The sequence below is a fragment of the Pseudomonas sp. GW821-FHT07F05 genome, assembly GCF_059418765.1.
Genome location: NZ_JBWKQL010000022.1, coordinates 31,049 through 51,365, shown reverse-complemented (window position 1 = coordinate 51,365; position 20,317 = coordinate 31,049). Strand labels below are relative to the sequence as shown.

Genomic DNA, 20,317 nt, shown 5'->3' with positions numbered 1-20,317 from the left:
GCAGCAGTCAGATGCGAACTGTTCGTCCCACCACCCCTTCAAGTCTAACCATACAAGCGAGCTTGCTCGCGAAGGCTCACTGTCAGTCACCCGACAACGTTGCTGACTGTCCCGGCTTCTTCCTGAGCAAGCTCAGTCTCACATGGGCAGTGTTGGCTGGCTGAATTACGCGGTGTCAGAGCGATGGGGAATTTTCCATCCAACACCCCCACGCCCTCTTCATCACCCCACGCTTCAGTTCGTCACGCAGCGGCCGATGTACAGGCGTCCATCACTACAATTCGCAGGAATCATCATGTCTCGCTGGTTTACCCAACGCCTTGGAAATATGAGCGTCAGCCTCAAACTGGGTATCGGTTTCGGCCTGGTGCTATTGCTGACGCTGCTCATCACGGCGACGGGGTGGTCTAGCGTGAAGGCGTTGATCGAGCGCGGCGACAAGCTGGGGATGATCTCGCAGATCAGTGAGCGGACGATGGACCTGCGCACGGCACGCATGGTGTATGAAACCCAATACACCGCTGAAGCCGCGACGGCTGTCATGACCGCGCTGGACAATCTCGACGCCGACCTGAAAACCGCGCAGAGCATGGTCAAAGGTGTCGGCGATCTCAAACTGATGGACGCTCAGGCTCAGGCCGCGGGCGAATACCGCCGCGCCTTTGGCGACATGACCAAAGCCATCCAGACCCGCGAAGCGAGCCGAACCAATCTGGGAACTACGGCCGACGCAGCCGTAGATGTCGTCAAAAAGATCGAAGAAGCGTTGATCCAGCACGACAACATCCTGCAATTCAACAGCGCGGTGGATGTCAGCAAACAGATTCAGCAGGCACGCTTCCAGGTGCGCGGTTACACCTTCAGCGGCAAAGCGGATTTCGAGAAGAACGCCACCGCCGCCATCGACGAAGCCATCGTCGGAGTGAACACGCTGGCCGGGGACGTTTCCTCCCAATACATCCCGCAGCTGCAAAAGGCCAACCTGGCGCTCAAAGGCTACCGCGACGCTGTCGGCCAGTACCGTGACGCACAACTGGTCAGCGTTCAGGCCCTGGCCAAAATGACCGAGCTGGGCCAGCAGCTGCTGGACAACAGCGAACAATTGAACAGTTCGCAAAACGCCAAGCGTGATGCAGACACTCGTCAGGCCCAATCGACGCTTGGCATCGCTACGATAGTGGCCCTGATCCTCGGTGTTCTCGCCGCCTGGATCATCACACGACAAATCACAGTGCCGCTGGGCCAGACGCTCGTGGCGGTCGAGCGCGTGGCGTCCGGTGATCTGACCCACAACTTGAGCGTCGACCGCCGCGATGAGCTGGGTCAGTTGCAGGGCAGCATCCAGCGCATGACCGTGGAGCTTCGTCAGTTGATCAGCGGCATCGGCGAAGGCGTAACTCAGATCGCCAGCGCTGCCGAAGAGCTGTCGGCGGTCACCGAACAGACCAGCGCCGGCGTCAACAGCCAGAAGGTCGAGACTGACCAGGTAGCGACCGCGATGCATGAGATGACCGCCACGGTGCAGGAAGTCGCCCGTAACGCCGAAGAAGCGTCCGAGGCCGCCGTAGCTGCCGACCTCCAGGCGCGCGAAGGCGACAAGGTGGTCAACGAGGCCATCGCCCAGATCGAGCTTCTCGCCACCGAAGTCGGTCACTCCACCGAGGCCATGGCCGAGCTCAAGCGCGAGAGCGACAAGATCGGCAGCGTCCTCGACGTGATCAAATCCGTCGCACAGCAAACCAACCTCCTCGCCCTGAACGCCGCTATCGAGGCTGCGCGGGCGGGCGAGGCTGGTCGCGGATTTGCTGTGGTGGCGGACGAAGTGCGTAGCCTGGCGCAGCGTACTCAGAAATCCACTGAAGAGATCGAGGAACTGATTTCCGGCCTGCAGAACGGCACGCGGCAGGTGGCGACGATCATGGACAACAGCCGTGAGCTCACTGTCAGCAGCGTAGAGCTGACCCGACGTGCTGGCAGCTCGTTGGAAAGCATCACCCGCACCGTGTCTGCGATTCAATCCATGAACCAGCAAATCGCTGCCGCGGCCGAGGAGCAAAGCGCCACCGCCGAAGAGATCAACCGCAGCGTGCTCAATGTGCGCGATGTGTCGGAACAGACCTCCGCGGCCAGCGAAGAAACCGCCGCATCGAGCGTCGAACTGGCGCGACTGGGCAGCCATCTGCAAGCGCTGGTGGGTCGCTTCCGGGTCTGATTCAGTTGCCTGACCCGCACCCGTCTCAGTAACGCACCAGCCGCAAAACCTCCGATCAGGGGTGGAATCTGTGACACGCGTCACCCCTTCCCACCTCTCGGAAATCTCCTACGACCTGATCAGGTCACGCCTCCGCTTGCCCTGCCGATGCGCGTTTATCGCTCATCCGCAGGAGACGCATCATGCTGCAAGGCATCAACCGGACGCTGGCCAACACCAGCGTCAAACTCAAACTCTCGCTGGGCTTCGGCCTGGTTTTGCTTCTGACCCTGGCCATCACGCTGACCGGCTGGCATGGGCTCGACACCATGATCGAGCGCTCGGAGTCATTGACCTCCATCGCCCAGCTCAACGCGATGACCAAGGACCTGCGCGCCGAGCGCATTGTCTTTCGGGTCGAAAACACCGCTGACAGCGCCTCGCGCGTCGTTGCCCGCATCAATGAGATCGAAGCGCATCTGGTGCTCCTGCGTGACGACGCCCCACCGGCCGACATCCTCACGTTACTCAACGGGCAGAGCGACACCGTACGAGCCCTCGAAGCCACCTTCGCCGATCTGGCCAAGCTGTTGAGTGCGCGGGCAGATTCCCGCGCTCAACTGGCCGTTCTGTCTGAAGAGGCGATCACGTCCATTGGCCAGGTGGAAAGCGAAGTCTTGAAGGCTGTGAGTCAGGAGCAGGACAGCAGCGAGCGGCTGGGGGAGTTCACCAACATCCAGCAGCTGCGCGGCCAGGTGCAGAACGCCCGTTACGAAGTCCAGGCGTACGTGTTCAGCGGTAAGGAGTCCTACGAGGTCGCCGCCATTACCGCCATCGACGAAGCGCTGAAGGAAGTCGAACAAATTGCCACCGACCAGGCCGATGGCAATGTCAGTGAATTGCTCAACGCCCGCAAGACGCTGCTCAAGTACCGCGAGCACATGGGCCAGTTCAAGGACCTCCAGGTCAAGGTTGAAGCGGCCCAGGAGTCCATGGAGGCGCTTAGCGAGAATCTGCTGACATCAACCTGTGAGATCACTGCGCTGCAAGGCCAGCGGCGTGATGCCGAAGCCACTCAGTCGCGGCAGACGCTCAGTGGCGTGGCCGGGTTGGCGATGCTGCTTGGCCTGCTGGCCGCCTGGCTGATCACCCAGCAGATCATCGCGCCGCTACGGCTGACGTTGAGCGCCGCCGCGCGCATCGCCAAGGGTGATCTGAGTCAGGACCTGGAAATCGGCCGTCGCGACGAAATGGGCATGCTCCAGCGCAGCATGCAGGACATGACCCTGAGCCTGCGGCAACTCATCAGCGGCATCAGCGACGGCGTGACCCAGATTGCCAGCGCGGCAGAGCAGCTGTCGGCCGTCACTGCGCAGACCAGCGTGGGCGTCACCAGCCAGAAAGACGAAACGGACTGCGTCGCCACGGCGATGAACCAGATGACCTCGACCGTGATGGAAGTGGCCCGCAATGCCGAAGAAGCCAGTGAAGCCGCGCGGCACGCTGATCAGCAGGCGCGGGACGGCGACAAGGTGGTCAACGACGCTATCGCGCAGATCGAGCGCCTAGCGCTGGAGGTCAACAACTCAACCCAAGCCATGGGCAAGCTGAAACTGGAGAGCGACAAGATCGGCGGGGTGCTCGACGTGATCAAGTCAGTGTCGCAGCAGACCAATCTGCTCGCACTGAACGCCGCCATCGAGGCCGCCCGTGCAGGCGAAGCGGGACGCGGCTTTGCGGTGGTGGCCGATGAGGTTCGCGGCCTGGCGCAACGCACTCAGGAATCCACCGAAGAAATCGAAGTGCTGATCGCGGCGCTGCAAAGCGGCACCCAGCAGGTGGTGATGACCCTTGATGCCAGCCGGACCCTGACCGACAGCAGCGTCGAGCTGAGTCGTCAGGCCGGCGATGCCCTAGGACACATCACACGCACGGTGTCGACGATTCAGACAATGAACCAGCAGATCGCTGCGGCGGGCGAGGAGCAGAGCAGCGTGGCGGAGCAGATCAATCGCAGCGTGCTGAACGTGCGGGATGTCTCCGAGCAAACCGCCGCGTCCAGCGAAGAGACGGCCGCGTCGAGCATTGAACTGGCGCGGCTCGGGGTGCAGTTGCAGGAGATGGTCGGGAAGTTTCGGGTGAGTTGATTTGTGGTGTGGCAACCGACGCCTTCCCGGCTAAAGCCGATCCCACAGAGTTCACAGTTTTTAGTGGGACTGGCTTTAGCCGGGAAGGCGTCTGCATTCACACCGCAGAATTAATAGCGCACGCACTGGCCTCTTCCCGGCTAAAGCCAGTCCTACAGGGATGGACCAACACAGACTCTCAAACAAAAACGCCGCCGAAGATCACTCTTCGGCGGCGTTTTGTTTAGCGGGTGGATCAGGCGTTGACGAGGGTCGCGTCGTTCACATGGGTCGCTGGCTGCAGAGGCAGCAGCGGCGCATGGGGATCGGCTTCGACCGAGGCGCGCCAGGCATTGAGCCAGGCAGAATTGCCTTCGCTCCAGACCAATTCGTGCAACCGGGCCAGGGCAACCGGATCGCTCAGCAATTGCAGGCGCTCATGGTTATTCAGGAGTTCAGGGCCACCCTTGATCGCATGACGCACACGCTCGACACGCATCCACTCGATCGGCTCGGCTTCGCGATGGCGAGAGGTCGCCAGCGCACAGGCCAAGGCGTTCTGCTGCGGATCAACCACGGCGCGAACAAAGCCGTCGTTCAGCGCGTGCCAGCGGTTCTCGTGGGTGTACTTGTCAGTGGACACCAGTTCTTGCGGCGGCGTGTGCTCTTCCGGGATCAGGAACAGCTTGGTGTCGCGCGCCTTCAAACCCAGATTCGTGCGGCTGGAAATCACCGACACCGGGATCGACAGCATCAACGAACCCACGATCGGCACCAGCCACCACAGGAAGCTCGGGTTCAGCCAAGCCACCAGCAGCGCCCAGCAAAAGCCCAGCAGCGTCTGCGGTCCGTGACGCTTGACCGCTTCGCTCCACGGCGTGGAGTCATCATCACGCTGCGGTGAGTTCCACGTCGCAGCCCAGCCCAGGAACGCGGCCAGTACAAAGCGGGTGTGGAAGATCATGCGCACCGGCGCCAGCAGCATGGAGAACAGCATTTCCAGCAGCATCGACATCGTGACCTTGATACGACCACCAAAGCCGGTCGCGCCCTTGGCCCAGATCAGAATCACGCTGAGCAGTTTCGGCAGGAACAACAGCACGACGGTCGTCGAGAACAAGGCGACGGCTTTTTCCGGGTGCCACTGTGGCCACAACGGATACAGCTGACGCGGCTCCATGAAGTAGGTCGGCTCCATCAGCGTGTTCACCGCTAGCAACGCAGTGGACAACACCAGGAAGAAGAACCACAACGGCGCCGACAGATAGGACATCACGCCGGTCAGGAACACCGCACGGTGTACCGGGTGCATGCCTTTGACCAGGAACAGGCGGAAGTTCATCAAGTTACCGTGGCACCAGCGACGGTCACGCTTGAGCTCATCCAGCAGGTTCGGCGGCAGCTCTTCGTAACTGCCCGGCAGGTCGTAGGCAATCCACACGCCCCAGCCGGCACGGCGCATGAGCGCTGCTTCGACGAAGTCGTGGGACAGAATCGCACCGGCGAAGGCGCCCTTCCCGGGCAGCGGCGCCAGGGCGCAATGCTCGATGAATGGCTTCATGCGGATGATCGCGTTGTGACCCCAGTAGTGGGATTCACCCAGCTGCCAGAAGTGCAGGCCGGCCGTGAACAGCGGGCCGTATACGCGAGTCGCGAACTGCTGCATGCGGGCATACAGCGTATCCATGCCCGAAGCACGCGGCGCGGTCTGGATAATACCGGCGTCCGGCGTCGCTTCCATCAGACGCACGAGGCTGGTCAGGCAGTCGCCACTCATGACAGAGTCAGCGTCAAGGACGACCATGTAGCGGTATTCACCGCCCCAGCGACGGCAGAAGTCATCGAGGTTACCGCTCTTGCGCTTAACGCGACGGCGGCGACGACGATAGAAGATCTTGCCGAAACCGCCGGTCTCACGGCACACGTCCAGCCAGGCTTGTTGCTCGGCCACGCAGATGTCGGTTTCGTTGGAGTCGCTGAGAATGAAGAAGTCGAAACGATCCAGATCGCCCGTGGCCTTGACCGATTCGAACGTCGCCCGCAGACCCGCGAATACACGAGGCACGTCTTCGTTGCAGATCGGCATGACCAGCGCAGTGCGCGCACCGGCTTCGATCGGCTCATTGCCCGCACTGGCACCGGAAATACGGTACTTGTCGTGGCCAGTGAGCAGTTCGAGGAAGCCCATCAGCGCGGTCCAGAAACCCGCTGATACCCAGCAGAACAGAATGCCGAACAGCAACAGAATGCTGGTCTGCAACGCGTACGGCATGACCTGAACCGCGGTCTGCCACAAGGTCTGATGACTGATTTCGTCGAACGAAACCAGCGACCAGCCCTGATACGGCAGGATGCCTTTCATGTAGAAGCCGGCGACGATGGTCTGGCCCAGCATGAGGATCAGCAAAATGTAGCGACGGATCGAACCGACAGTGCGCCAGCGCGCCTTCGGCAGATCCCGTGGCAAATCGTCCTTGGGCGGCGGCGGGTTGGATTTCCCGGTCAACCGGCGCCAGCCGCGGTGCAGGATGTTGGTCCGCCACGGCTCCGGCACGACTTTGGTCCGACGAATCGGCGGCGTCGCTTTCAGGACCACGCGGCCGCTGGCGTCGACACTCAGCATCTCGGCCTCGCGCAGTTCATCAGCGGTCGTCAGGGTGAGGCGACGACCCACCGAAGCCTGGGAGGCCTCGGCAGAATCAGCGACGGTTTGCGCCGAAAGGCGTTCGTGCAACTCAGCGAACGAGGTGCAGCTGGCAAGTTCTGCCCGCTGCGCATCGGTCATCGGCAAGTGCGCCAGGTACTCGCTGAGAGACTCATTCAAAGGCTCTGGCACCGCGTGTGAATTACTCATCGGCTGGCAACTGGTAGCTCCAGGTTTCGGTCAGGACTTGTTGAATCATGGCCGGCCCCTGTTGGGTGGATGCAGCCTCTACCGCTGGCTGCGGGGTATCTTTCACGCCTTTGTTGGCCTTGGCAGCGTCGCCCAGCGCGGCTTCGGGCTTGGAGGCCTCGTCCGACTTGGCTTCCGCTACTTTGGTGGCGTCGGCAGACTTGGCGGCGTCTTTGCTGTCGGCTTTAGGACCTTTGGCTTCCTTCGCATCACCCGCCTTCAAGGCGTCGGTTTTGACGATTTCAGCTTTCTCGTCTTTCGGTGCAGCAACGACTGGCGCAGCGGCAACGGCAGGCTTGGAATCAGCTTTGGCGGCCGGTTTCTTGTCGGACTTGTCAGCTGTGATCACCGCGGGCTCTTTGCCTGGCTCGGCAGGGGTTTCGCGCAGTAGATAAGCACGCATCTCAACCGCCTTGCCCGGATCCTTGACCTTCAGGCGCAGCGTCAGACGCCAGCCTTTGGTCACCGGGTTGTAGCGCAGGTTGTTCTCGACCAGATCAGTGTTGTCGTCGGTGATGACCTGACTGCGGATCGACGGATCTTCGCCCAGCTTGGCGAGGGTCGGGCCAACAAAATCGACCAGGTAGGCAACGCTGCCGTCCGGTTGACGAATCAGGTTCGACTGCTTCACATCACCAGTGGAGCGCAGGGTCTGCTTGACCCAGCCCAGATCTGGCGAGTGAATGGCATCTTCATCCATGGTCCAGTGCAGACGATAGTTGAAGTCGATCGCCTGACCCGGCTCTGGCTGGGTTTCCGGCTTCCAGAACGCAACGATGTTGTCGTTGGTTTCGTCGGCAGTCGGGATCTCTACCAGATCAACAGTGCCCTTGCCCCAGTCGCCCTTCGGCTCGATCCAGGCGCTTGGACGTTTGTCGTAGCGGTCATCCAGATCTTCGTAGTGGCTGAAGTTGCGGCCACGTTGCAGCAGACCAAAACCGCGCGGGTTCTCCACAGAGAAGCTGCTGACCGAGAGGTGTTTAGGGTTGTTCAGCGGGCGCCAGATCCACTCGCCATTGGCGGCCTGAATCGACAGACCGCTGGAGTCGTGCAGCTCGCGGCGATAGTTGAGGACTTTCGACGGCTGATTGGCACCGAACAGGTACATGCTGGTCAGCGGCGCAACACCCAGTTTGCCGACCTTGTCACGCAGGTACATGCGCGACTGGACATCAACCAGTGTATTGGTGCCCGGACGCAGGGTCAGCTTGTACGCGCCAGTGGCGCGAGGGGAGTCGAGCAGGGCGAAGATGACCAGATGGTTGTCATCCGGGTTCGGCTTCTCGATCCAGAATTCGGTGAAGCGAGGGAATTCCTCACCCGAGGGCATGGCCGTGTCGATCGCCATCCCGCGTGCAGACAGACCGTAGACCTGACCTTTACCGATGACGCGGAAGTAGCTCGCGCCCAGCATGGTCATGATTTCGTCTTGCTTGTCATCTTTGTTGATCGGGTAAGTCACGCGGAAACCGGCATAGCCCAGGTTCTCGGTCGACTTCGGATCGAACTTCACGTCGCCGAAATCGAAACGACTCGGGTCGTACTTGATCTCGTTGACGGAGTTGGCGGTGACTTCGTTGATCTTGACCGGGGTGTCGAAGTGCATGCCCTGGTGGTAGAAAGACACCTTGAACGGAGTCTTGTCATTGGCCCATTCGGCTTTGTCTTGCAGGAAGCGGATCTTTTGATAGTCCGCGAACTTCATGTCGCGGAATTCGGCCGGAAGATTGCTCTTCGGCGCGGTGAATTTCTGTCCGGCCAGATCTTTGGCCTTTGTCGCCACGTCGTCGAGATCGAACGCCCACAGCTGACTGGCGCCGAACAGACAAAACAAAGCCGACCCTGCCAGCAGTGCGCTACGCAAGCGACCACCCGGGTTCTTTGGTGCATTACATGGACTAACAATCACGAGCAACCCTCGCCGAAAACAGATGAAGAAACCAACGGCCAGCTATCAAATGCCGGGTTGGCGAGCATTGTTCCGACTCCAAAAGGGGCCAATGATTCCCCAAGCGGTGTCGGACCAGTCTGCGTTTTACCGATTTGACGGGCCCTGGCCCGTCCTTGTAGCGCGCGATTATCCAGTAGCTCGCGTTACAACGCATCAGGTGACGCAAACTATTTATTGCGGTTAAAGCGCGTAAATCCGGGGTCATCAAACAGACCCTGCTATTCAGGTCTCAAGCAAAAATGTCACAGGACCATCATTGACCAGATGCACCTGCATATCTGCACCAAACTGGCCCGTTTCCACGGTCGGGTGAGACGTTCTGGCCTTCGTCACCAGGTAGCCAAACAGCTCGGCACCGAGTGCCGGAGGCGCGGCTTTTGAAAAGCTCGGCCGCATCCCGCTTTTGGTATCCGCCGCCAGTGTGAACTGAGAGACCAGCAACAACCCGCCATTAACGTCGGTTAACGAAAGGTTCATCTTTGCGTCGGCGTCACTGAATACCCGGTAGTTAAGCAGCTTGTGCAACATCTTGTCGGCGCTGGTCGGCGTGTCTTGAGGCTCGATGCCAATCAGGACCATTAATCCTTGATCAATCGCGCCAATGGTTTCGCCGGCGACGTCGACGCGCGCCTGGGAAACGCGCTGCAGCAACGCTTTCATTTACGCCTCTTCCGGTGGCAGATCCAGCAAACGGCGCGCCACTTCTGACGCTGCGCGCACGAGCGCGTCGGTGATGCCCGGCTCGGACGCCGAGTGCCCGGCGTCGCGGATGACCTGCAGCTCACTGTTCGGCCACGCCTGATGCAGTTCCCAGGCATTGTCCAGCGTGCAGATCATGTCGTAGCGGCCATGGACGATGATGCCCGGCAAATGGGCGATCTTCGGCATGTCGCGAATCAACTGGTTTTCTTCAAGGAACGCGCCATTAGTGAAGTAGTGGCATTCGATGCGCGCGATGGACAGGGCGCGATGGGGCTCAGTGAAGCGATCGACCACCTGCGGGTTCGGACGCAACGTGGCGGTGCGGCCTTCCCACGTCGACCATGCCTTGGCGGCGTGCATCTGCGCAATCTGGTCACTGCCGGTGAGGCGCTTGTGGAATGCGCCGAGCACGTCGTGGCGCTCGTCCGGCGGAATCGGCGCCATGTAATCCTGCCAGTAATCAGGAAAGAGGCGGCTTGCGCCCTCTTGATAGAACCACTTGATGTCCTGGGGACGGCTCAGAAAGATGCCGCGCAAAATCAGTGCATGAACCCGATCCGGGTGCTTCTGTGCGTAGGCCAGGGAAAGCGTCGAACCCCACGAGCCACCGAACACCACCCATTTGTCGATGCCAAGGTGAGTGCGAATGCGTTCGAGGTCGTCGACCAGATGCCAGGTGGTGTTGTTTTCCAGGCTGGCGTGAGGAATGGACCGGCCGCAACCGCGCTGATCGAAAGTAATGATGCGGTAGAGGTTCGGATCAAAGTAGCGGCGGCTCTGTGCGTCGCATCCCGAACCCGGCCCGCCGTGGATGAAGATGACGGGCAAGCCGTCTGGCGAGCCGCTTTCATCGACATACAGCACATGCGGCTCTTCCACCGCCAGATCGTGCCGGGCGTAAGGTTTGATCTGCGGGTACAAAGTCTGCATAGGTGCTCCAAAAGTCCGGTTCAGGGGCTGCGGTCTATCTGCCGTGGGGCATCATAAACCCGAATCGGCGAATGAACATGTCTGCCTCATTCTGGCCAACTGTGATCCCCTGTTTCACGCGGCATAAGCCCACTGAAAGCAGGCATGAGCAAGATCAACGCCAGAGTGGAACGATCAATGCAAGCCGTCTCCAGATCAGGGGGAAAGCGCCAGATATTCGCCGCCGGTGTGCATTGACGGCGAACCGAGGTAGCTTGTTCGAGTCGAACCGAGGGTCGTGCAACCGCGTATTTTTCATCCGATCGGGAGGAAATAACCAATGACACGCCCTACAGTCAACCCACCCATTTAATCGTCAAACCAACTTGAGGTCGTACCCGATGTCTCCGGAACCCAACGTTCGTGACGCTGAAGTGGCAGCCTTCCGAGAAGCTGTGCTGAACAAACTCGAGTATGCCGTCGGTAAAGACCCCGACCATGCCTTCGATCATGACTGGTTCATGGCAATCGCCCTGGCGACGCGCGACAAAATGGCCGAGCGCTGGATGAACCACACGCGCTACGTCTACCGGCAGGAAAAGAAGCGCGTCTATTACCTATCCCTCGAGTTCTTGATCGGCCGTCTGATGTTCGACAGCCTGAGCAACCTGGGCATTCTCGAAACCGCGCGCGAAGCGTTGAAGGGCCTGAACGTCGACCTTGAGCAAATCCGCTCGCTGGAGCCTGATGCTGCACTCGGCAACGGCGGCCTCGGTCGTCTGGCGGCGTGCTTCATGGAAAGCATGTCGACCCTCGGCATTGCGGGTCATGGCTACGGCATTCGTTACGAGCACGGCCTGTTCCGTCAGGCCATCGTCGATGGCTGGCAGCAGGAGCAGACCGAGAACTGGCTGGACTTCGGTAACCCGTGGGAATTCGAACGCCCTGAAGTGATTTATCAGATCGGCTTCGGCGGCAGCGTCCAGCCCCTGCTTGATGCAGCCGGCGCGCCAGTACTGGACGCCTCGGGCGAAACCCGTCAGGTCTGGACCGCAGGTGAAACCGTCCGCGCGATCGCGTACGACACCCCGGTTGTGGGCTGGCGCGGCAAAGCGGTGAACACGCTGCGCCTGTGGCGTGCGCGCGCCGTGGAAGACCTGCACCTGGAACGCTTCAACGCCGGTGACCACGTCGGTGCGGTGGCGGAAGTGGTGCGGGCAGAAAGTATTTCCCGTGTGCTGTATCCAAACGACAGCACCGAAGCGGGCCAGGAACTGCGCCTGCGTCAGGAGTTCTTCTTCGTCTCGGCGTCGCTGCAGGATTTGCTGCGCCGTCACAAGAACATGGGCTACAGCATCAGCAGCCTGCCGGAACATGTGGCCATCCAGATGAACGACACGCACCCGTCGATCGCTGTGGCAGAGCTGATGCGCGTTCTGATCGACCTGCACGACGTGGAGTGGGACGAGGCCTGGCGCATCACCGTGGGCACCCTGGCGTACACCAACCACACGCTGCTGCCTGAAGCGCTGGAAACCTGGTCGGTCGGCCTGATGGAGCGCATGTTGCCGCGCCACATGCAGATCATTTACATGATCAACGCTCAGCACATCGACAAGGTTCGCCAGGACTTCAAAGACGACCCCGCACTGTTCGACCTGCTGCGCGCCGTGTCGCTGATCGAAGAAGACAACGGCCGTCGCGTGCGCATGGGTAACCTGGCATTCCTCGGTTCGCACAGCGTGAACGGTGTGTCAGCGCTGCACACGCAGCTGATGCGAAAAACCGTTTTCGCCCATCTGCACAAGCTGCACCCGGATCGCATCAACAATAAAACCAACGGCATCACCTTCCGCCGCTGGCTGTTCCAGTCCAACCCGCAACTGACGTCCATGCTGGTCAACGAGCTGGGCGAGCAGGTGCTCGACAACCACGAGACCGCACTGCTGAAACTGGAGCCGCTGGCCGACGACGCACGTTTCCAGAAGGAGTTCGCTGCTCAGCGCCTGCAAAGCAAACAAGCCCTGGCCTCGATCATTCAGGAACGCATGGGCATCTCGGTTAACCCCGAGGCGATGTTTGACGTGCAGGTCAAACGCATCCACGAGTACAAGCGTCAGTTGCTGAACCTGTTCCACACTGTGGCGCTGTATCAGGCCATGCGCGCCGACCCGAGCACCGATTGGGTGCCGCGGGTGAAGATCTTCGGCGGCAAGGCGGCGGCCAGTTATCACTCGGCCAAGCTGATCATCAAGCTGACCAACGACATCGCGCGTACGGTCAACAATGACCCGACGCTGCGCGGCCGTTTGAAAGTGGTGTTCATGCCCAACTACAACGTCAGCCTGGCGGAAAGCATCATTCCAGCGGCGGATTTGTCGGAGCAGATTTCCACGGCAGGTCTGGAAGCGTCCGGCACCAGCAATATGAAGTTCGGCCTCAACGGTGCGCTGACCATCGGCACCCTCGACGGCGCCAACGTGGAGATGAGCGAGCAGGTCGGCCTGGAGCACATGTTCATCTTCGGCATGACCGCGCAGGAAGTCGAAGCGCGCAAGCATGCCGGTGAGTTCAACGCCCATCAGGACATCGCGGCGTCCGGGCGTTTGAATGACGTGCTGCAAGCGATTCGGGGCGGGGTGTTCTCGCCGGATGATCCGTATCGCTATGCCGGGCTGATCGATCAGTTGATCAACTACGACCGCTTCTTCGTCTGCGCGGACTTCGAGTCGTACTGGCACGCCCAGGCCAAGGTGGAAGCGCGCTGGCACGATTCGAAAGAATGGTGGCGCTCGGCGGTGCTCAACACCGCGCGCATGGGTTGGTTCTCTTCGGACCGGACCATCCGCGAGTACGCGACCGAAATCTGGAACGCGCTGGATTAAGGACGCGTGGGGTGATTGTCTCATCCGAGACGATCACCTCGGCCACAGCACTCGGTTTCGAAGCAGATGCAAATCCTGTGGGAGCGAGCTTGCTCGCGAATAGGTATTTCAGCCGCTGGTGATTTAGCGGATGTACCGCCCTCTTCGTGAGCAAGCTCACTCCCACAATTCCAGCAGCGAGGCCAAGATCCTGACCTCACCTCGATCCTGCGAGCTTGCTCGCGAAGACTTACCTTCACTCACAAAAAAACGCCGCCCCCCTTCACCGCCCTCTTAAACCCAGATCTCCTCCCCGACACAAAATGTTTCCCCTTTCCTGAGGCCCGATATACTTTTCGCCATCGCCGTTAATCGGCCGAAAAGGGATGTCGTCGCGTGCAATGGATTCTTCTGCTGGCCGGTCTGGTAATCGGAGCGCTTCTTGATGAGTCGCTGTTGGGCGGCGCTGTCGGCGCGGTCATTGGCCTGGCCGCGGGCTTGAGCTTCCGGCTCAGCGCATTGACGCGGGAGACCGCTGCGCAGAAAGCCGAGCTCGCCAAAACCCGGCTGGACCTCAACGCCGTTCAACAACGCCTTAGCCAGCTGGACTCAGCCGCCGCGCAATTGCCGGATGCGCCCGCGCCTGCGCCGTTGAATGTTCAGCCCATCGCAGACGACGGCCCGGAACTGCTGTGGGACCTCCCGGATCTTGAACCGGCCGCCTCGGACGCTGGCGACTCAGAATGGAGCCGGCCTGCGCGAGCGCCATCACCTATAGCCCCGAGCTACCCGCCCGCCTCCCTGCCCGCTTCAACCCAGCCCGCTCCTCCCCAGCACAGCCTCTTCGACAGCGCCTTACTGCGCGCGAAAAACTGGCTGCTGGGTGGCAACACCGTGCTGCGGGTCGGCGTGGTGCTGCTGTTTCTCGGACTGGCGTTTCTGCTGCGCTACGCCACCGAAGGCATGGTCGTCCCGATCGAAGCCCGTTATGCCGGCGTGGCGTTGGCCGCCCTGGCGCTGCTGGGTCTGGGTTGGTGGTTGCGTCAACGCAACGAATCCTTCGCGTTGATGCTGCAGGGGACGGGCGTCGCGGTGCTGTACCTGACCGTATTCGCCGCCATGAAAGTCCACACCCTGCTGGCGCCGGGGATGGCGTTCAGCCTGTTGGTTGCAGTCACCGTGTTTTCGGCCATTCTCGCCGTCACGCAAAACTCCCTGGCCCTCGCCTGCGTGGCCGCGCTGGGTGGGTTTGCTGCGCCGCTGCTGACGTCCTCCGGCGAGGGGAGTCATGTCGCGTTGTTCAGTTATTTCGCCCTGCTCAACGCCGGCATTTTCGCCATCGCGTGGTTCAAGGCATGGCGCCCGCTGAACCTGATCGGCTTCATCGGCACGTTCGGCATTGGCTTCGCCTGGGGCATGGACGCGTACACGCCCGAGCTGTTCTGGAGCACCGAACCCTTCCTGATTCTGTTCTTCCTGATGTACCTGGCCATCGGCCTGCTGTTCGCCCGGCGCAAGCTGCAAGAGCATGCCGCCGGGCCCGACGAGGAAAGCCGCGAAGCCACTCTGCGCTGGTCCGCGCGCCAGACTCACTACGTGGATGGCAGCCTGTTGTTCGGCGCGCCCATCGTGGGGTTCGGCCTGCAATACGCGCTCGTCAAACATCTGGAATTCGGCGCTGCGTTGAGCGCACTGGCGCTTGGCTTGCTGTACATGGGCATCGCCCGGTTACTGGCCGGGCGCGCACCGGGTCGGGCATTGCTGTTGGTCGAAACGTGCCTGTCACTGGGCGTGGTGTTTGGCACGCTGGCGATTCCGCTGGGCCTGAGCGCGCAATGGACGACGGTCGCCTGGGCCGTCGAAGGCGCGGCGGTGTTCTGGCTCGGCATGCGCCAGAACCGCTTGCTGGCGCGGGCGTTCGGCTTGCTGCTGCAACTGGGCGCGGGGATCGCGTTCCTTGGCGTGGTCGGCCGCTGGTTTGTGCCGAACTTCAACCACGGCGATTTCTGGACACCGCTGATCATCGCGCTTGCCGGCCTGGTCAGCGCCTTCACGGTCGAGCGCGTAGGCACCTTGCGTTTGTCGTTGAGCAATCGTTTCCTGCAGCCGTTGCTGTTGATCTGGGGCGCGCTGTGGTGGTCCGCGGCAGTGGGCGTCAGCACCCATTACGTGCCGGGAGAGACCGAGTTCTCGACGCTCTTGCTGTTGGGCGCTTTCAGTGTCGGGCTGTGGACAATGGCGGCCCTGCGTCTGAACTGGGCGGGCATCGCGCAGCTGTCCACGCTGCTGACGCCCATGAGTGCGGTATTGCTGGCGCTGATGAGCTTCAACTCTTACTACAACCCCGCCGCCGATTGGGGCTGGCTGGGCTGGCTCGCGGTGTTTGCGGTTCATCTGTGGTCGCTGAATCGGCTCGACAAACTGCTGCTCCCGCGCTTGCGCAGTGCAGCCCATGTGATCGGCTGCTGGCTGATCATCGCAGTGCTCTCGCTGCAACTTCGTTACGGATTGCTGGTGTTGTCGGAGTCGTATAACGCCTGGCGCTGGCTGGGCTGGGCGTTGCTGCCGAGCCTGTACTTGCTGGCGATGACCGCATCCCGCACGTGGCCCTGGCCTGTCGGGGCGTACCCGCGCGAATACCGCGTCTGGGCCGCCGCGCCGCTGGCGGCATTGATGCTCGGCTGGTTCTGGCTGGCGAACGGGTTCAGCGAAGGCGCTGCCGATCCCCTGCCCTATCTGCCGCTGCTGAACCCGCTGGAGCTGTGCTTGCTGATCACACTGACCGGTATCTTCAGTTGGAGCCGCCAGCAACTCCCGCAATTGGGCGTCAGCGAGGGGCGGGCTCAAAAAGCGGCGCTGGTCATTGCCGGCGCATCACTATTTGCGTTGATCACAGCCATGGTCCTGCGCACGGCGCATCACTGGCTCGGCATTGCCTGGCATCCCGACGCGTTGTTTGAATCCATGCGGGTGCAGGCCGGGCTCTCCATCGTCTGGACGCTGACCGCGCTGGCGCTGATGATCGGCGGCCACCTGCGCGCCCGCCGCGACCTGTGGATCGTCGGCGCCGCGCTGATTGGGGTTGTCGTCGCCAAACTGTTCTTCGTCGAGCTGAGCAATCGCGGCGGACTGGAGCGAATCATTTCCTTCATCGGCGTTGGCGTTCTGTTGCTGGTGGTGGGATATTTCGCCCCCCTGCCGCCCCGGCATCCGGCCCGAAGTGAGGGTTTAACCGATGCGGGTATTACGGACCGGGCATCGAAATGAAGGGTGTAAGGAGTGTTCAGTTGAGTCGTCAGTTCTTCATCAAGGCTGCCCTGCTTGTCCCGTTGCTGGGCTCGCTGCTGTGCGCGGCGTCGCTCAGTCAGGCGGAGGATCTGCCGGATGATTTCACCACCCATGCGCCCCTGACCGTCAGAGGTGAAGGGCCTTGGTATCGGCTGGAATTGCCCCTCGGCGTGCAGTTGAACGCGCGCCAGAGCAATCTCAACGATGTGCGCGTTTTCAATGCGGACGGCCAGGCCCAGCCCTACGCGATCACTCAAAGCCCGCCTCAGCGTGCCGCCGACGCCAGCCCGGTCTCGGTGAAGTGGTTCCCGCTGTACAACAGCGATGGCGCGAAAGACGCCGAGCCGAAAATCCGCGTCGAGCGCACGCCCAACGGCACGCTGGTGGAGGTTCAGCCCCAAGGCGAGATCGAGGCGGGCGAAGAGATTCTGCGCGGCTGGCTGCTCGACACCAGCGCGATCAACGCGCCGCTGGATCAACTGATTCTGGACTGGAGCAGCGAGCGCGACGGCTTTCAGCGGTTCAGCATCGAGGCCAGCGACGACCTCCAGCACTGGCAGCGCTGGGGCGAGGGTCAGGTCGCGAGGCTGTCATTTGCTGAAGAGTTGGTTGAGCAGCGCGTCGTCAATCTGCCGGGGCGCAGCGCCCGCTATCTGCGTCTGCTGTGGAAATCGCCCCTGTCCGCGCCGACGCTGAACGCCGTGCAACTGATCAGCACGCGGCCCGGCGTGCTGCCGTTGAGCTGGTCGCCGGCCATCAATGGCCGCGTCGAAAAACCTGGCGTGTATGTGTGGCAACTGCCGGTGGCTCTGCCGCTGGAACGGATGCGGATCGACATCGCGCAACCCAACAGCCTCGCGCCCGCCACGCTGTATGGGCGTCGCGATAGCAATGCGCCGTGGCAGTTGATCGACAATGGCCTGCTTTATCGGCTCAGCCAGAACGGTCAGGACGTTGTGCAGGATGAAATGGAGCTGCCGGGCAACGTCGTGCAGCAGCTGAAACTTGAGGTGGATGACCGTGGCGGCGGCCTGGGCAATGACGCGCCTACGCTGAGTTTTGCCGTGCGCGCCACGCAACTGGTGTTTCTCGGCCGCGGCGCGCCGCCTTACAGCCTGGCCGTCGGCAATGCCACGGTGAAAAGCGCGGCGCTGCCACTGGCGACGCTGATTCCCGGTGTCAGCCCCGAGAAACTGGCGGCGCTGGGCAGTGCGTCCATGGCCTCCACACCGGTCGCGCCGGTTGCTGCGGCTGCACCCGTGGAGGCCAGTGGTCCTGACCTGAAACGCATCGGTTTGTGGGCCGTGCTGATACTCGGCGTGGTTTTTCTGGCCTGGATGGCGCTTGGCACACTGCGCGGGTCTCGTAGCAAGTAACGCGCAAAATAACGCGCCAATCGAGGCGCCAAATTATAAGTGTCGGGGTGATGACGCTGAATCGATCCGGCATCGAAAAAATTGCAGACGATGGCCGCCAATTCGTCACCCCGATCGCGTTACGCTTAACGTACACCCGATGCGACCGGGTGCGACGATCCCTTGTGGGACCGGCTTCAGCCGGGAAGGCGTCGGTCGTCACGCTGCAAGATTTGCGGTGTTCACACTGGCCTCTTCCCGGCTAAAGCCGGTCGCACTTGGATGTAGCCCGTGAACTGAATCACTACCTAACCGGTCTGACAGGCAGTATTAAATCTCCGCTCACGCTAGACTGTGCGCGTTTTTATCCCCCATTTCGGAGCTCTCCATGTCCCGCGTTACCTTGAGTCGTTATCTGATCGAGCAGACCCGCACCAACAACACCCCTGCCGATCTGCGCTTTCTGATTGAAGTGGTGGCGCGTGCGTGCAAGGAGATCAGCCACGCGGTATCCAAAGGCGCCCTGGGCGGCGTGCTCGGCAGCATGGGCACCGAAAACGTGCAGGGTGAAGTGCAGAAGAAACTGGACGTGATGTCCAACGAGATTCTGCTCGAAGCCAACGAATGGGGTGGTCACCTAGCTGGCATGGCGTCCGAAGAAATGGACAACGCCTACCAGATCCCCGGCAAATACCCGAAAGGCGCCTACCTGCTGGTGTTCGACCCACTGGACGGTTCGTCCAACATCGACATCAATGCGCCGGTCGGCACGATCTTCTCGGTGCTGCGTTGCCCGAACGAGTACCTGAGCCAGAACGAAGCGCTGAACGAGAAGGCCTTTCTGCAGCCAGGCACCCAGCAAGTCGCCGCCGGTTACGCCATCTACGGCCCGCAGACCATGCTGGTGCTGACCTTGGGTGACGGCGTCAAGGGCTTCACGCTGGACCGCGAGATGGGCAGCTTTGTCCTCAGCCACGAAGACATCAAGATCCCGGAGTCCACTCAGGAGTTCGCGGTCAACATGTCCAATCAGCGTCACTGGGAAGCCCCGGTCAAGCGCTACGTCGAAGAGCTGTTGGCTGGCGAAGACGGTCCGTTGAAGAAGAACTACAACATGCGCTGGGTCGCGGCGATGGTGGGCGACGTCCACCGCATCCTGACCCGTGGCGGTCTGTTCATGTACCCGCGCGATTCCCGCGAGCCTTCCAAGCCAGGCAAGCTGCGCCTGATGTACGAAGCCAACCCGATGTCGTTCCTGGTGGAACAAGCTGGCGGCGCGTCGACCGATGGCCATCAGCGCATCCTCGACATCCAGCCCGAAGGCCTGCACCAGCGCGTCGCGGTGTTCCTGGGTTCGAAAGAAGAAGTGGAACGCGCAACGGCGTATCACAAGGAGTAACGTCCTGGATGGCCGCCTTTGGCGGCCATTTCTTTTCTGCAGGACCCGGTTAAGTGGAAGTGACCTGGGTGGCGCTTCACTGTTGTCGCAGGCGGGCAAGAACAACCGCTAAATTTTATGCGGCTGAAATTCCGTCTTCGTGAGCAAGCTCACTCCCACAGGGTTTACTTTTGCTGCACAACCGCGTGCTGTCTGGCCGAGCGGAAAAATCTCTTCCTCGAAACCAGTCCTCCCCTTTTTTCTTCTAAGCTTGCGGCATCAGGGCGGCGCTGCGGCGCTGCTCTCCTCCCTCGATTCAGGAGCTTCATCTCATGTCTTTGCGCACTCTCGCGGTGTTGTCGTTCTGTGTATTGCTGGCGGCCTGCAGCAAGGTCACTCAGGAAAATTACTCGAAAATCTCGGCCGGCATGCCCAAGGCCCAAGTCGAGCAACTGCTCGGCAGTCCGACCGAATGCTCCGGCGCGTTGGGAATGTCCAGTTGCACGTGGGGCGATGCGAAGACTTTCATCAGCGTCCAATACGCCGCCGACAAGGTCGTGCTGTTCTCGGCGCAGGGGCTTGAATGAATATTCGTCAGGGATTGAAAATCGGCGCCGTGGCGCTGGCAGCATTGTGGATCAGCGCCTGTGCGGTTAAGCC

At 61.2% G+C, this 20,317-nt stretch carries 11 protein-coding genes and 1 pseudogene; 8 read left to right on the top strand and 4 right to left on the bottom strand.

Features of this window, described 5'->3' with window-relative positions:
• Positions 1 to 142 precede the first annotated feature (142 nt).
• The 3 genes and pseudogenes from AC07RO_RS26505 to AC07RO_RS26495 all read left to right on the top strand — a co-directional run.
• Positions 143 to 1,309 (top strand): annotated as a pseudogene (locus AC07RO_RS26505) (methyl-accepting chemotaxis protein); the annotation flags it as partial.
• A 39-nt stretch (positions 1,310 to 1,348) separates the two neighbouring features.
• Positions 1,349 to 2,212, top strand: a complete 864-nt coding sequence (locus AC07RO_RS26500; protein WP_495087508.1) for a methyl-accepting chemotaxis protein — start codon at positions 1,349 to 1,351, stop codon at positions 2,210 to 2,212.
• A gap of 182 nt (positions 2,213 to 2,394) precedes the next feature.
• Complete coding sequence (locus AC07RO_RS26495; RefSeq protein WP_495087505.1) at positions 2,395 to 4,338, top strand: methyl-accepting chemotaxis protein; 1,944 nt, start codon at positions 2,395 to 2,397, stop codon at positions 4,336 to 4,338.
• Between the two features lie 235 nt (positions 4,339 to 4,573).
• Here AC07RO_RS26495 and mdoH read toward each other — a convergent pair whose 3' ends face one another.
• The 4 genes from mdoH to pip all read right to left on the bottom strand — a co-directional run bounded on the left by mdoH (position 4,574) and on the right by pip (position 10,793).
• The gene (gene mdoH / locus AC07RO_RS26490) at positions 4,574 to 7,171 is read right to left on the bottom strand and encodes a glucans biosynthesis glucosyltransferase MdoH (protein WP_495087504.1); all 2,598 of its coding nucleotides are present in this window, start codon (positions 7,169 to 7,171) and stop codon (positions 4,574 to 4,576) included.
• Entirely contained in the window at positions 7,164 to 9,119 is a 1,956-nt protein-coding gene (locus tag AC07RO_RS26485) for a glucan biosynthesis protein (protein WP_282369765.1), read from the bottom strand. The genes mdoH and AC07RO_RS26485 overlap by 8 nt, the downstream gene beginning before the upstream one ends.
• Positions 9,120 to 9,383: 264 nt before the next feature.
• On the bottom strand, positions 9,384 to 9,821 hold the full coding sequence (gene dtd, locus AC07RO_RS26480) for a D-aminoacyl-tRNA deacylase (protein WP_192171234.1): 438 nt from the start codon (positions 9,819 to 9,821) through the stop codon (positions 9,384 to 9,386).
• Positions 9,822 to 10,793, bottom strand: coding sequence for a prolyl aminopeptidase (gene pip, locus AC07RO_RS26475; protein ID WP_122533954.1), 972 nt, complete (start codon positions 10,791 to 10,793; stop codon positions 9,822 to 9,824).
• Between the two features lie 380 nt (positions 10,794 to 11,173).
• Here pip and AC07RO_RS26470 point away from each other — a divergent pair, with 380 nt between their 5' ends.
• The 5 genes from AC07RO_RS26470 to bamE all read left to right on the top strand — a co-directional run bounded on the left by AC07RO_RS26470 (position 11,174) and on the right by bamE (position 20,244).
• Positions 11,174 to 13,657, top strand: coding sequence for a glycogen/starch/alpha-glucan phosphorylase (locus AC07RO_RS26470; RefSeq protein ID WP_192171236.1), 2,484 nt, complete (start codon positions 11,174 to 11,176; stop codon positions 13,655 to 13,657).
• Positions 13,658 to 14,032: 375 nt separating this feature from the next.
• Positions 14,033 to 16,903, top strand: a complete 2,871-nt coding sequence (locus AC07RO_RS26465; protein ID WP_495087503.1) for a DUF2339 domain-containing protein — start codon at positions 14,033 to 14,035, stop codon at positions 16,901 to 16,903.
• A 50-nt stretch (positions 16,904 to 16,953) separates the two neighbouring features.
• A complete protein-coding gene (locus AC07RO_RS26460; RefSeq protein WP_495087507.1) occupies positions 16,954 to 18,300 on the top strand; it encodes a DUF3999 domain-containing protein in 1,347 nt (448 codons plus the stop codon).
• A 367-nt stretch (positions 18,301 to 18,667) separates the two neighbouring features.
• Positions 18,668 to 19,678: a class 1 fructose-bisphosphatase gene (locus AC07RO_RS26455; protein ID WP_065986681.1), complete on the top strand. Its 1,011-nt coding sequence runs from the start codon at positions 18,668 to 18,670 to the stop codon at positions 19,676 to 19,678.
• 311 nt (positions 19,679 to 19,989) lie between these two features.
• A complete protein-coding gene (gene bamE, locus AC07RO_RS26450) occupies positions 19,990 to 20,244 on the top strand; it encodes an outer membrane protein assembly factor BamE domain-containing protein (RefSeq protein WP_192171240.1) in 255 nt (84 codons plus the stop codon).
• Positions 20,245 to 20,317 lie beyond the last annotated feature (73 nt).

What these genes read in the sequence shown, in the direction of transcription:
- bamE (WP_192171240.1), top strand. Translation starts at nt 19,990, where the DNA reads ATGTCTTTGCGCACTCTCGCGGTGTTGTCGTTCTGTGTATTGCTGGCG.
- dtd (WP_192171234.1), bottom strand. Translation starts at nt 9,821, where the DNA reads ATGAAAGCGTTGCTGCAGCGCGTTTCCCAGGCGCGCGTCGACGTCGCC.
- AC07RO_RS26495 (WP_495087505.1), top strand. Translation starts at nt 2,395, where the DNA reads ATGCTGCAAGGCATCAACCGGACGCTGGCCAACACCAGCGTCAAACTC.
- pip (WP_122533954.1), bottom strand. Translation starts at nt 10,793, where the DNA reads ATGCAGACTTTGTACCCGCAGATCAAACCTTACGCCCGGCACGATCTG.
- AC07RO_RS26500 (WP_495087508.1), top strand. Translation starts at nt 1,349, where the DNA reads ATGACCGTGGAGCTTCGTCAGTTGATCAGCGGCATCGGCGAAGGCGTA.
- AC07RO_RS26470 (WP_192171236.1), top strand. Translation starts at nt 11,174, where the DNA reads ATGTCTCCGGAACCCAACGTTCGTGACGCTGAAGTGGCAGCCTTCCGA.
- mdoH (WP_495087504.1), bottom strand. Translation starts at nt 7,171, where the DNA reads ATGAGTAATTCACACGCGGTGCCAGAGCCTTTGAATGAGTCTCTCAGC.
- AC07RO_RS26455 (WP_065986681.1), top strand. Translation starts at nt 18,668, where the DNA reads ATGTCCCGCGTTACCTTGAGTCGTTATCTGATCGAGCAGACCCGCACC.